The sequence below is a fragment of the Mycolicibacterium tokaiense genome, from assembly GCF_010725885.1.
Lineage (GTDB): Bacteria > Actinomycetota > Actinomycetes > Mycobacteriales > Mycobacteriaceae > Mycobacterium > Mycobacterium tokaiense.
The window spans coordinates 5046496-5059482 of the sequence record NZ_AP022600.1; the positions used below are offsets into that span (position 1 = coordinate 5046496).

Annotated in this window: 10 protein-coding genes; 2 read left to right on the forward strand and 8 right to left on the reverse strand. The window is 67.6% G+C overall.

Going from position 1 to position 12987, the window contains the following annotated elements:
- Window positions 1–16 precede the first annotated feature (16 nt).
- The 4 genes from G6N58_RS24655 to G6N58_RS24670 form a co-directional block, all read right to left on the reverse strand.
- Window positions 17–1447, reverse strand: a complete 1431-nt coding sequence (locus tag G6N58_RS24655) for a glycoside hydrolase family 130 protein (protein WP_115281141.1) — start codon at window positions 1445–1447, stop codon at window positions 17–19.
- 38 nt (window positions 1448–1485) lie between these two features.
- Entirely contained in the window at window positions 1486–2508 is a 1023-nt protein-coding gene (locus G6N58_RS24660) for a glycosyltransferase (RefSeq protein WP_115281140.1), read from the reverse strand.
- Window positions 2505–3680, reverse strand: a complete 1176-nt coding sequence (locus G6N58_RS24665) for a glycosyltransferase (RefSeq protein ID WP_115281139.1) — start codon at window positions 3678–3680, stop codon at window positions 2505–2507. The genes G6N58_RS24660 and G6N58_RS24665 overlap by 4 nt, the downstream gene beginning before the upstream one ends.
- Window positions 3681–3810: 130 nt before the next feature.
- Window positions 3811–4593 carry a GAF and ANTAR domain-containing protein gene (locus tag G6N58_RS24670; RefSeq protein WP_115281138.1) on the reverse strand — a complete coding sequence of 261 codons (783 nt, stop codon included), beginning with the start codon at window positions 4591–4593 and terminating at the stop codon, window positions 3811–3813.
- Window positions 4594–4765: 172 nt separating this feature from the next.
- Between G6N58_RS24670 and G6N58_RS24675 the strand changes: the two genes are divergently transcribed.
- Entirely contained in the window at window positions 4766–5059 is a 294-nt protein-coding gene (locus tag G6N58_RS24675) for a DUF4193 domain-containing protein (RefSeq protein WP_068917101.1), read from the forward strand.
- A 57-nt stretch (window positions 5060–5116) separates the two neighbouring features.
- Here G6N58_RS24675 and G6N58_RS24680 read toward each other — a convergent pair whose 3' ends face one another.
- The 4 genes from G6N58_RS24680 to G6N58_RS24695 form a co-directional block, all read right to left on the reverse strand.
- On the reverse strand, window positions 5117–6547 hold the full coding sequence (locus G6N58_RS24680) for an SDR family NAD(P)-dependent oxidoreductase (RefSeq protein WP_115281137.1): 1431 nt from the start codon (window positions 6545–6547) through the stop codon (window positions 5117–5119).
- Between the two features lie 46 nt (window positions 6548–6593).
- On the reverse strand, window positions 6594–7886 hold the full coding sequence (locus tag G6N58_RS24685) for an acyltransferase family protein (RefSeq protein ID WP_115281136.1): 1293 nt from the start codon (window positions 7884–7886) through the stop codon (window positions 6594–6596).
- A gap of 43 nt (window positions 7887–7929) precedes the next feature.
- Entirely contained in the window at window positions 7930–9711 is a 1782-nt protein-coding gene (locus G6N58_RS24690; RefSeq protein ID WP_232067987.1) for a putative bifunctional diguanylate cyclase/phosphodiesterase, read from the reverse strand.
- An 82-nt stretch (window positions 9712–9793) separates the two neighbouring features.
- A complete protein-coding gene (locus G6N58_RS24695; RefSeq protein WP_115281135.1) occupies window positions 9794–12031 on the reverse strand; it encodes an NADP-dependent isocitrate dehydrogenase in 2238 nt (745 codons plus the stop codon).
- Window positions 12032–12164: 133 nt separating this feature from the next.
- On the opposite strand from G6N58_RS24695, the gene G6N58_RS24700 reads away from it, so the two are divergent.
- Window positions 12165–12974, forward strand: coding sequence for an endo alpha-1,4 polygalactosaminidase (locus G6N58_RS24700; RefSeq protein WP_115281134.1), 810 nt, complete (start codon window positions 12165–12167; stop codon window positions 12972–12974).
- The last annotated feature ends 13 nt before the right edge of the window (window positions 12975–12987 follow it).

Here is a 12987-nt window from a genome sequence, read left to right on the forward strand (position 1 = left end):
GCCGTCGGTGACCGAGTCAACCGGTGAATGACGCCAGCAGCTCAGGCAGCGGTATGGTCGCCATGCCGATGGCGGCGTCGCCGATGCCGTAAGGCACCACCAGGGTGTCAGCGTGGAGCATGGCTCCGCACGAATACACCACGTTGGGCACATAACCGTTCTGCTCGTCGACGGCCGGTTCGATCAGCGGATCCCTCAACCGCCCCACGATCTGCGCCGGATCGTCGAGATCGAGCAAGAGCGCGCCCATCCGGTAGGTTCGCATGGGGCCCACACCGTGGGTGAGCACCAGCCATCCGGCCTCCGTCTCGATCGGCGACCCGCAGTTGCCCAGATGCATCACTTCCCACTCCTCGCGTGAGCGCTGGCACCCTGAGGTCTGCGTCCAGACATTGGGGTGGTCGGAGAAGGCGATGGCGTTGGATTCGCGGTCTGCTCGTGACAGTGCCGCGTAGCGGCCACCGATCCGGCGGGGGAACAGCGCCAGTCCCTTGTTCGACGCGGCCCGGCCGACCATCGGAGTCGTGGTGAATCGATGGAAATCATCGGTCTGCAGGAGCTGCTGGCTGATGTGGGATCCACTGTATGCGGTGTAGGTGGCGTAGTAGGTCGACGACCCGTTGTCGTCGACGAAGCGGGCAAACCGGGCGTCCTCCATGCCCTGGGATTCAACGGACATCGCCGGCCACAGCACTCGCTCGGGGAGCGGGATCTGGCTGTCGAAGCCGACCGCGTAAAAACGGTCGGCGAACTGCGCCATGATGTCGACGACCTGCCGAGCGCGACCGCGGGTACTCCGATGGGCCAGAAGCCGGGCCAGCTGAGCATCCAGCTCGGCGCGGGTGAAGTGGCCCCCGAGGCCGTCGAGGACGAAGTCGGCCGCCTCACCGGCGTCGGTGGTGCTCAGTTCGGCGCGGAACACCGCGGCCTCCAGGGTGGTCGCCCTCGTGTCACCCACAGTGGCCAGCCCGGCGGCCGGGTCGATGTGCGGGTTACCGGTCTCGTCGATGATCCCGGTGCGGAACCCGATCGACGAGCGGTGCCCCTCGCCGATCCCTCGGACACTCATCACGAACCGCACACTGCCGTGGGCCACCCCCCTCTGATCGGGGTGCGCCACCATGCTGGGATTGCACACGGCAGCACCTTCGATGGCATATTCGTTGGTGAATGTCGCACCCAACAGCAGCATTCGCTCGTCGGAGATCTCGACAGCGGGATCCAGCCGGTCGACGAGCTCACTGGCGTGTCGGAGAAATGTGCCGCGGAGATCACGGTGGCGCGGGGCGAACCGACCCAGCAGCTCGCGCACCGAAGCCAGCACCGTGTCCTCGTCGAGAGCCATGATTCTGGCGACCACGGCCGCAGCGCGCGAGTCCTGGTGATCGAACCCTTCCTGGCCGGGCACGAAGAGCCGTGCGATGACGCGCGCGGGGTCCGCGGTCATTCGCTGTGGACTTCGGGTGACCGGTGCAGAGACCGCGGTCACTGCGCCAGCTCTGAAAAGCGTTGCGCGTGCTGCAATGTCGAGAGCACCGCCAACGTCGACTCCGCGCCCTGGTTGCGGTTGACCCGGTCGGCGTGCAGCCCGTCGTAACCTCCGCCTGTCGCGGGATCCCACATCGGCTCGCCAACATCGTTGACCCCCTGAAACCACGCCGCCGCGGCCTGCACGGCGGCCGGCCACCCGGGTGCCGGATCCACGCGGGCGGCCCGCGCGCACGCGTCGGCGATCGACGACACCTCGATTGCCTGTTGATCGAACGCCGGCCCGGTCTGCCCCGGGCCACGTCCGCCCACCGGGGTCGGAGACAGGCGGCCGTCGGGCATCTCGACGCCCAGCAACCACGCCAACAGCTCGAGCCCGCGCTGCCGGAGTCTGGAGGCCTCCAGCGCCACCCCGGCGGCGATCATCGCTTCGGCGAGAACGGCATTGGCGTAGGCGAGTCGTGGCTCCGGCCAGGGCCAGTCGGGGTCGTGACCGGGCTCCGGCAGCGTCGCCGCATAGTTCGTGATCAGATCGCGGGCGCGGCGGTGCTCTGCATCAACAGCGAGCACCTCCGCCGCCCCCAGCACGGCAAAGGCTCTGGCTCTCGGCGAAGACCCCCGGACCTGAACGGCGCGGTCGAACTGGATCAGGGCCGAGGTGCGAACCCACTTGACGCTGCTGCGCGCGGCAGCGGTGCCCAGCGCCCAGACGCATCGACCCCAGCAGTCGTCGGTGGACGGCTGATCGACCCAATCACCCCGGATGTCCATCCGGTTGCGACAGGGGCCTCCGAGCTGCTGGGCATCACCGAGGAAGCGCAGTGCGATACCCGCCATCCGGTTGACATCCGCTGTGGGATCGGGCTCTCGTGTGGTGACCACGAGGACTCGGGCCACGTCGTCGACACAGTAGCCGTGTTCGCGGCGGGGTTGGTCGCCACAAGCGTGTTCGAACGTCCCCCGGTCATCTGTCAAACGCAGCAGGTGGTCGAACTTCGGTGCGGGCGCGCCGACGGTCATACCACTGACCGCCGGTTGGCCAGAAGGTGTTGCGCCAGAACCAGATACCGGGTGGCTATCACCGGCCAGGCCAGTGTCGGCGCCAGCTGCCTGCCTGCGGCGGCCATGGAACCCGCCAACCGCGGATCGGTCAGCACCCTCCGCAGCGCCGAGACCATGGCCTCTGGGTCGTGGTGCGGCACCACAATGCCCGCTCCGCAGCTCAACAGTTCCAACGCTTGCGGAAATGCGGTCGCGATGACCGGCCTACCGTGAGCGAGGGCATCGACCAGTACACCGGAGCTCACCTGCTCGGTCGAGTCGTAGGGCAGCACCACGGCTGCCGAGGACTGGATCAGGGCGGTCAGAGCCGTGGCGCTGAGGTACCCGGGTTCGAACTCCACCGCGTCGGAGACCTGGAGACGGCGGGCCTGTTCGACCCGTTGCTCGCGATAGATCTCTCCGCTGTCTGCCAAGACCTTGGGATGTGTGCGACCGGCGACGACGTAACGTGGCCGACCAGGCAGGGTACGCAGGGTCGGCATCGCATCGATGACGCGCTCGATGCCCTTTCCCGGACCGAGCAGTCCCCACGTCAACAGAGTCGGTCGTCCGGATCGCTTCACCTGGGCTGAGGCCACGATATTGGCACCGTGCGGGATCGTGGAGACCTTCCGGCCGTCGATGTTGTATCCGCTGTCCAGCCGCACGCGAGCGGCATCGGAAATCACCACCACACGGCTGGCGGCGGCCGCCACAGCCTCCAGTACCCAACGCTGATGCTCGGTCGGACGCGTCAGCACCGTGTGCAGGATGACTATCGATGGGACCGTGAGTCCGGCGATGACGTCGAGAACCTCCTCGCCGTCGTCTCCCCCGTAGATTCCGTACTCGTGCTGGATGACGGCGAGATCACCCTGGTTCAGCCGCCTGGCCGTCTCGGCCAGGGAGGCGGGCACACCCTTGACCATTTCACCGATGACGCGACTGTCGTTGCACGCCATCCCGTCCGCGATCCGCACGATCTTGACATCGACATCGTTGGCCCGTAACCCGTCAGCCAACGCCAGACTGAACGTAGCGAGCCCGCACAGCGTGGGCGGATGGGTGCTGAGTATCCCGATGACAGGCAGGCGCGAAACAGGCTGCGCTACAGCAGGAAACAGCACAGAGGGACGGAGAGACAGATTCATGGTGATCCCGACATACGGCTATCACGGTCTGCTCGGCGTGAGCGGATGCTCTGCGATGTCAGCGGCGGACAGCTGATTCGTCCCGAACTGGCTGGGTTCCCAACCTCTTGAGACTACACCCGATTCGGGCTCACGGGTGCCGTCGGCTTCTGGCACGGCGCACCGCGTCCTCGACAATCTGCTGGGCCACCTCCGCAACTTTGCGGTGTTCTGCCTGACTGATCGCGCGCAACTGAGCAAACGAGTCCTCAGCGCTGCGTCCCGTCCGGCCGCGCAGGAGTCCGATGGCCTGATCGATGATGGGCCGGGTGGTCAACGCCACCTGGAGCTGCGCCGTCAACGTCTGCGCCTGGCTCAGGATGTGCGCGTTGTGCACCGCCACCGCAGCGGGTTTCGCGAACAGCTGCGCGAGTTCGGCTGCGTGATCGTCGAATCCGTTCCTGCGATGGCTGTAGACGCCCATCACCCCGATCACTGTGCCGGCAACGCCGAGCGGCAGGGCCAGCACGCTGTTCACTCCGAGCCGGCCGGCCCGGGGCCCGAAGCGCGGCCACCGCTTCTCGCCTCCCAACGAACCCGACCGCACGGTCATCGCATTCGCCACGGCGGTGATACAGGGCCCCTCGTGTAGGTCGGCGAACTGCAGGCGAACGAGCTGGTCGATCACGGCACCGGTGCCGGCTGATTCGATCGCCGCGCCATCTGACCGGTCGGCACCCACGAGCGTGAGCCCAACGCCGTCGGCGCCGGGAACAGCCTGGGCGCCACTGACAGCCACTTCTGTCAACAACTGGCCCAGGTCCATGCTGTCGGCCACCAGCCCTGCGAGGTGATCGATTCCAGCCTGCAGGTCGGCCTCGTCGGCGGTCGCCTTCGTCGGAGTTCCGCCCGCTTCCCCTGCATCCAGGGTCATGATGTCCGCCGATCCCGACGTATTCCGCCAGTGGGTCGGGTGCGGCGGGGCATGCTCACGTCGATCTCCACACCGTACTGCGCTTGCGGCGAACCGAGGTCCACGAGCCGGGAACATTGCAGCCGCCCCCCGCGTTGTGCAGGCGCCAACCCCAATCTTGGAGAGGATTTCGATGGCTACCGACTACGACGCACCTCGCAAGTCCGATTCCGACGACACCGAGGTCGAGTCGCTGGAAGCCCTGGCCGGCCGGCGCAACGACGCCGCGACCGCCGTGATCGACGTCGACGAGGACCTCGACGAATTCGATCTGCCCGGCGCCGATCTGTCGGACGAAGAACTCACCGTGCGCGTCATCCCCAAGCAGGCCGACGAGTTCACCTGCTCCAGCTGTTTCATGGTGCAGCACCGGCACCGGCTGGCCCGCCAGGTGGGCGACCGGTTGATCTGCGAGGACTGCGCCTGAGCCACATGTTGTGCGGTTCGTGACGCGTGCGTGGCGAACCGCACAACCGTGTAGGGCCTACCAGGCGCTGCGCGAATAGTCCTTGATGAAGCATCCGTGCAGATCCTCCCCCGCCTCACCGCGGACGATGGGGTCATAGACCCGGGCGGCGCCGTCCACCAGGTCCAGCGGGGCGTGAAAGCCCTCTTCGGCCAACCGGAGCTTGGTGGGATGAGGCCGCTCGTCGGTGATCCATCCGGTGTCGACCGCCGTCATCAGGATGCCGTCGGTGGCCAGCATCTCGCCGGAGCTGGTCCGGGTAAGCATGTTGAGCGCCGCTTTGGCCATGTTGGTGTGCGGATGCCCTGGCCCCTTGTAGGCACGGCCGAACTGGCCCTCCATCGCCGACACGTTCACCACGTACTTGCGGCGCGCCGGCGAGGCCGCCAGCGCCGGTCGCAGCCTGCTCACGAGGATGAACGGCGCCGTCTGGTTGCACAGCTGCACCTCGAGCAGCTCGAGAGCGTCCACCTCGTCCACCCGTTGGGTCCAGCTGTTCACCGCGGCGGTGTCCGGGAGCAGACCACCGGCATCGATCGCCGTGCCGGCGGCAATCCGCTCCGGTGAGGCGCTGCGCGCCTGCAGGGCGAGTTCGGCGAGCGCGTGGGGCTGCTGATGCTCGGCCAGACTGCCCGCCAGCGCAGCCGGATGGGCGTCGCTGACATGGTCGAAGGTGATGACCCCGGCCACCTTGGCAACGAGTTCCGGGGACGGCGTCCGCTCGCCCTCGACCAGCGCGGTGTACGAGCCCGGCGCGCGCCGCACCGTCTGCGCGGCGTTGTTGATCAGGATGTCGAGCGGGCCGCGCGCCGCCATGGTGTCGGCCAAGGCGATGACCTGGGCCGGGTCTCGCAGGTCGATACCGATGACCGACAACCGGTGCAGCCAGTCGGCGCTGTCGGGCATCGCGGCGAACCGGCGCACCGCGTCGTTGGGGAAGCGGGTGGTGATGGTGGTGTGGGCACCGTCGCGCAACAGCCGCAGCGCGATGTACATGCCGATTTTGGCGCGGCCACCGGTCAGCAGCGCAGTCCGTCCGGTCAGGTCGGTGCTTGCCTCGCGCTTGGCGCGGTTGCGCGCCGCGCACTCCGGGCACAGTTGGTGGTAGAACGCGTCGACCACGGTGTAATGCGCCTTGCAGATGTAGCAGGGACGCGACCGCCGGAGCGTACCCGCACTCGCACCGACGGCGGCGGAGACCAGGGGCAGGCCCTGGGTCTCGTCATCGATGCGTCCCGGGGCGCCGGTGGCCGTGGCGGCGACGACAGTGCGGTCGGCGAGAGCGATCTCGTCGCGCTTCGCATGCCTGCGGGCTTTGCGCACCGACTTCCAGATACCGGCGGTCGCGCGCCGCACCAGCACCGCGTCGGGGTGCTCGGGGGGCAGCGATTCGATGTCAGACAGCACCTGGAGACAGGTGCGGAGTTTCTCCGGATCGACCGCGGTCACGCTGGAAGGGTACGGAGCATCGGCACCGATGTTCCAATCCGGGCGATCAGGCCGTGGTGGCGCGTGAGGAGCCGGCCAGCCGCGCGGCGGCCGTGGCGGCGACGAACGCACCCAGGGACGTCCAGCCCACCGCACCGGCCAGGCCGTTCTTGGCCAGCAGCAGCACGGCGACACCCGACACGCACACCAGCACGCCCGCCGCCACGGACCGGGCGCCGGTCGCCGTCGCGGGGGCGTCCCACCAGGGCAGCGGTCGGTGTTCCAATGGCGAGAGCACCCGGAACAGCACGGCCATCACCACCGCGAACACCGCTGCACGCAAGGCCAGCAGACCCCAGAAACCCGGCGCATGTACATCGAAGGCATCGAGGCCGAAAGCGTTCAGGGAGAATGTCGCGACGGCGATGGCCGGGATGTGCCACAGGTAGAGGGTCATCGCCCCGCCATTGCCGACTGCCACGGCCCGCCACACCCGGGGCCGCGCCGCCCACCTGTTGATGCCGGCCGCGGCGGCGACGAACAGGAACGACATCCAGGTGCACTGCATCGCCAGCAGCAGTGTCGGCGGGGTGACGTTGGACGTGTGCTCCACACCGGTGACCACCAGCGCGACCTCGTAGGGCCCGAACACGGCGAGCAACACCTGCGCGGCGAAGGCGGCCGCGGCGACCGCCAGCGCGGGACATGCACCGACCAGCTGCCGCGCGTAGCCCACACCGATCACCACCGGGATCAGCCACACCGTCAGGAAGTTGGCCAGCCCGGCTTCCAGGGTTCCGACGGCGAAGCGGATGGCGTCGATCACTGCCACCGCCGCCAGCAGGCCGGCCAGGATCGCGGCCATGGTGCGCCATGACCGCATGTGCGTCAGCATGGGCACGAAGGCGAGAACCACCAGGTAGACGCCGAGGAACCACAACAGGGCCACCGCCTCACGACCCAGGGCGTCGGCGGAATCGGGACCCAGCACCAACCGCGCGACCAGCAGCGCGGCCACCCAGAACGCCAGGTACCAGAACACCGGCCGACACAGCCGCTGGGTCCGGGTGAGCAGCCAGGTGCCCCACGCCGTTCCGCGATGCCATCCGTAGGCGCCCGCTGCACCGCCGGCCAGGAAGAACAACGGCATCACCTGAACCACCCAGGTGATCGGCGCGAGGCCCGGTAGCGCGCCCAGCAGGTTGCCGATTCGCACACCGCGGTCGTCGAGGGTGGCCAACAACAGCGCGCAGTGCCCGAACATGACCACCAGCAGCGCAGCGATCCGGGCGACGTCGATGGCGCGATCGCGGGTGCGCACAGCTGGTTTCACGCTGGCGGAGACCTCGGTGCTCGTCATGTCTCCAGCGTGCCGGTCATCGGGGCCCGGCGATTGAGTAGGACTACCTGACATCGGAGCCCACCGTCAGCCGCTGCGCCAGCAACTCGGTGACCTGGGGTCGGCCGAAGTAATACCCCTGGGCCATCGCGAAACCCGTCTGCCGCAACGCCAGCGCCTGCCGCTCGGTCTCCACCCCTTCCACCACCACGGGAAGGTCGAGCGCCCGCGCCAGCGCGGCGATCGCCTGTAACAGCGGCGGTGGGGGGCTGGCCGGGTCGAGTTCGGTCCCTGCGGTGAACGAGGCATCGAGTTTGAGCAGATCGATGGGCAGCTTCTGCAGCCGGCTCAATGTCGAATAACCGGTGCCGAAGTCGTCCATCGCCACCCGGATTCCCTGGTCGCGCAGCTCACGCAACGCCGCCACCGAGGCGGGGGTGTCGACGTCGACCACGCTCTCGGTGACCTCGAGCACCAGTTGCGACGGTGGCCAGCCGGTCTCCGCCAGCGTCTCGGCAACCGTTGCCGGATAACCGTTTTCGATCAGTTCCAGACCGGAGACGTTGACCGTGAGGGTGAGTGGCAGATCGGCGCGCTGCCGCTGCAGCCACTGCACGTCGCTGCAGGCCCGCCGCAGCACGTACCGGTCCAGCGCCGAGATCAGGTTGCTGTTCTCCGCCACCGTGATCACCTCGGAGATCTGCAGGTCCGGCCGCGTGGGTGACTCCCAGCGCGCCAGCGCCTCGACGCCCACGATGAGGTTGTCCTCGGTGAGGCTGACGATCGGCTGGTACAGCACGCTCACCAACCCCGCTGCGATGGCGTCGGCCAGTTCGGCGGCCAGCGTCGGCGCGCCCGCCGACTCCAACACCGTGCGGTTGCGCCCGCCGCGCTTGGCGCGGCGCAAGGCGACGTCAGCCCGGCTCAACACCACCGACGCGGCTTCATCGGGCTGCCAGGCGGTGACGCCGGCCCCGCAGCCGGTGGCCGTGGCCATCCGGATGCGGTGACTCAGCGCGATGCCTTCGTGCTCGGTGCCGCTGGGCAGCAGGATGGCAAACTCGTCATCGCCGAGTCGGGCCAGTATGTGTTCGGGGTGCAGTACCCCGCGCCATCCGTCGACGGTGCTACGGATCAACTGGTCACCGGCCTGGTGACCGTACTTGTCCCCGATGGCATCTCGGCCCTCGAGAACCACGAGCACCACAGTGGGCCGGGGTCCGCCGGCCTGCGCCCGGTCGACGGCAGAGGCAAAGATCCGGTCGAAGCCGTGCCGGTTGGGCAGCCCGGTCAGCAGATCGCGCTCGGAGTTCGACATCAGCTGCCCCAGGCTGGCGATCACCGCTCCCATGATCGCGGTGGTACACGTCGCGATCAGCGCTGCGCCGAACGGCACACCGGGCGTGCTGGCCAGGGCCAGCGCACCGGACAGCACCGCAAAGCCCAGGAAACCGATGGTCTGCGGCCACGAGAGGAAGAATGCGGCAAAGGCCACCACGGTGTAGAGGGTGGCGACCCCGACCGCCATCACCGCCGACTGGGCGAGAATGACCGTCGCCGTGATGAGCACGATGGCCAACCCCACCAGGATCTGGAATTGCCAGGGCCGAATCCGGGACCCGCGTGTCAGGGCGGCAACACCCGCCGCCAGGGCGGTCGCGGCTATCGCGTACACGCCGCCGATGCCCTCGAACTCGGCTGGTGTGATGGTGGCCAGCGCCGTCATGAACAGCCCGCCGAACACCAGACAGCACCCGGCGACCCGCGCTTCCAAGGCCGGGACGGCGATACCCGGCCAGCGCCGAGCACCTTTCACCTGGCGCCACAGCGCCTCCGCCCGCCCCACGCAGAGATCGTAGCCTGGCAAACATACACAGCGGCGGCGCCACTCGAGGATTCCTCGAGGTGGCGCTGCCGGCGTGCGAGCGTCAGGCCTTCGCTTCCTCCAGCGTGGTATTGAAGGTCTTGCTGGGCCGCATCACCGCAGCCGCCTTCTCGGGGTCCGGGTAGTAGTAGCCGCCGATGTCCACCGGCTTGCCCTGCACCGCGTTGAGCTCGGAGACGATGGTCGACTCGTTGTCGGCGAGGGTCTTGGCCAGGCCGGCGAAGTGCTCGGCCAACTCCTTGTCCTCGGTCTGCTCGGCCAGCGCCTGCGCCCAGTACAGGGCCAGGTAGAACTGGCTGCCCCGGTTGTCGAGTTCACCGGTCTTGCGCGACGGGCTCTTGTCGTTGTCGAGCAGCTTGCCGATGGCGGTGTCCATCGTCTTGCCCAGCAGGGTGGCCTTGGCGTTGCCGGACTTGTTACCCATGTCCTCGAAGGACGCACCCAACGCCAGGAACTCGCCGAGCGAGTCCCAGCGCAGGTGGTTCTCCTCGACCAGCTGGCTGACGTGTTTGGGTGCCGAACCGCCGGCACCGGTCTCGTACATGCCGCCGCCCGCCATCAGCGGCACGATGGAGAGCATCTTGGCACTGGTGCCGAGTTCGAGGATGGGGAACAGGTCGGTCAGGTAGTCACGCAGGATGTTGCCGGTGACGGCGATGGTGTCCTGACCACGGATCACGCGCTCGAGGGTGTACCGCATGGCCCAGACCTGCGGCAGGATGGTGATCTCCAGACCGTCAGTGTCCTCTTCGGCCAGGTACTCCTTGACCTTCTTGCGCAGTTCGTTCTCGTGGGGCCGCTCGTCGTCGAGCCAGAACACCGCGGGCATGCCGGACAGCCGGGCCCGGTTGACGGCCAGCTTGACCCAGTCGCGGATCGGGGCGTCCTTGACGATCGGCATGCGCCAGATGTCGCCCTCTTCGACGTTCTGACTCAGCAGCACCTCACCGGTGTCGACGTCGACGATGTTGGCGACGCCCGCTTCGGGGATCTCGAAGGTCTTGTCGTGGCTGCCGTACTCCTCGGCCTTCTGCGCCATCAGGCCGACGTTCGGGACGGTGCCCATCGTGGTGGGGTCGAACTGTCCGTGGGTCTTACAGAAGTTGATGACCTCCTGGTACATCCGGGAGAACGTCGACTCGGGGTTGACGGCTTTGGTGTCCTTGGTGCGGCCGTCGGCGCCGTACATCTTGCCGCCGAGGCGGATCATCGCCGGCATCGAGGCATCGACGATGACGTCACTGGGCGAGTGGAAGTTCGAGATCCCCTTGGCCGAGTCGACCATCGCCAGCTCGGGGCGGGTCTCATGGCAGCGGTGCAGGTCCTCGACGATCTCCTCGCGCTGGGAGGCAGGCAGCGACTCGATCTTGGCGTAGAGGTCCGACAGACCGTTGTTGACGTTGACGCCCAGCTCGTCGAACAGCTTCTGATGTTTGGCGAAGGCGTCCTTGTAGAAGACCTTCACCGCGTGCCCGAAGACGATCGGGTGCGACACCTTCATCATGGTCGCCTTGACGTGCAGCGAGAACATCACGCCGGTCTTGTAGGCGTCCTCGATCTGTTCTTCGTAGAACTGGATCAGCGCCTTCTTGCTCATGAACATGCTGTCGATGACGTCGCCCTTGTCGAGCTTGACCTCGGGCTTGAGCACCAGGGTCTCGCCGGACGCGGTCTCGAGGACCATCTTGACGGTGCGGTCGGAGTCGATGGTCATCGACTTCTCGCCGTGGTAGAAGTCGCCACCCTTCATCGTCGCGACGTGGGTGCGCGACGCCTGCGACCACTCCCCCATGCTGTGCGGGTGCTTACGGGCGTACTCCTTGACCGCGTTCGGCGCCCGGCGGTCCGAATTACCCTGGCGCAAAACCGGATTCACCGCGCTGCCGAGTACCTTGGAGTACTTCTCCTTGATGGCCAACTCGTCGTCGTTCTTCGGCTCGCCCGGGTAGTCGGGCAGGTCGTAGCCCTTGGCTTTGAGCTCCTTGATCGCCGCCAGCAGCTGCGGAACCGAGGCGCTGATGTTCGGCAGCTTGATGATGTTGGTCTCGGGCAGCTGGGTCAGCTCCCCGAGCTCGGCGAGGTTGTCGGGGACCTTCTGCTCGTCGGTCAGGCGGTCGGCGAACTCGGCGAGGATGCGGGCGGCCACGGAGATGTCGGTGGACTTGACATCGATACCCGCGGCCGAGGCGAACGACCGCACCACGGGCAGGAACGCGTAGGTCGCGAGCAGCGGCGCCTCGTCGGTCAGCGTGTAGATGATGGACGGCTGCTCGGCGCTCATTTGTTGTTCTCCCAGCGTCAGTCTTGGTCAGATTTCGGCGATGCGTCCGCTTGTGGCGGCTGTTTACAACCTATCGCAGCAGCTGTGGCAGCGAGGGGGCAGGAGGTCACCTGCGGCGACTACGATCTGCCGGATGAAATCGCAGGCTGCCGCCTTGGTCGCTGCCACAGTCCTCGCCCTCACCGCAGCGTGGGTGACCGCGCCCCCGGCGCTGGCAGTCGAGGTGGTGTTGCCCCCGCCGACAGCGGCGCCCGATTATCAGTTGGGGGCACCGTATCCGGTACCGGCGGGCGTCTCCGTCGTGGCCCGCGACCGCAGCGCCCCACCCGCCGGTGCGTACGCGATCTGTTATGTCAACGGTTTCCAGACCCAACCCGGCGAGTTGGGCGCCTGGCCCGATGAGGTGCTGCTGCGTGGCAGCGATGGCGAGCTGGTGCACGACCCCGACTGGCCGGACGAGGTGCTGTTGGACACCCGGACGCCCGAGCAACGCGCAGCCATAACTGCCGTGGTGAGCCCGTGGATCACCGGTTGCGCCGAAAGTGGTTACCACGCTGTTGAATTCGACAATCTGGACACCTACACCCGATCTGACGGGGTATTGCGACGTGACGACGCCCTGGCGCTGGCCGCCCAGTTCGTCGCCGCCGCGCACAGCGCCGGACTGGCAGCCGCTCAGAAGAACGCCGTCGAGGACGCCCCGGCGCTGCGCGCGGCGGGCTTCGATTTCGCCATCACCGAGGAGTGCGCCGCCTATGAGGAGTGCAGCGCCATCAGCGCGGTGTACGGAGCGGGTGTGGTCGATGTCGAGTACACCGACAACCTGCCCCGGCCCTTCAGCGCGATGTGCGCCGACCCCGAGACTCCCGCCTCGGTGGTGCTGCGTGACCGTGACCTGGTGGCGCCCACGACCTCGGGCTATCACTTCGCGCTCTGCCCCTGAGCCCGCAGGCGCG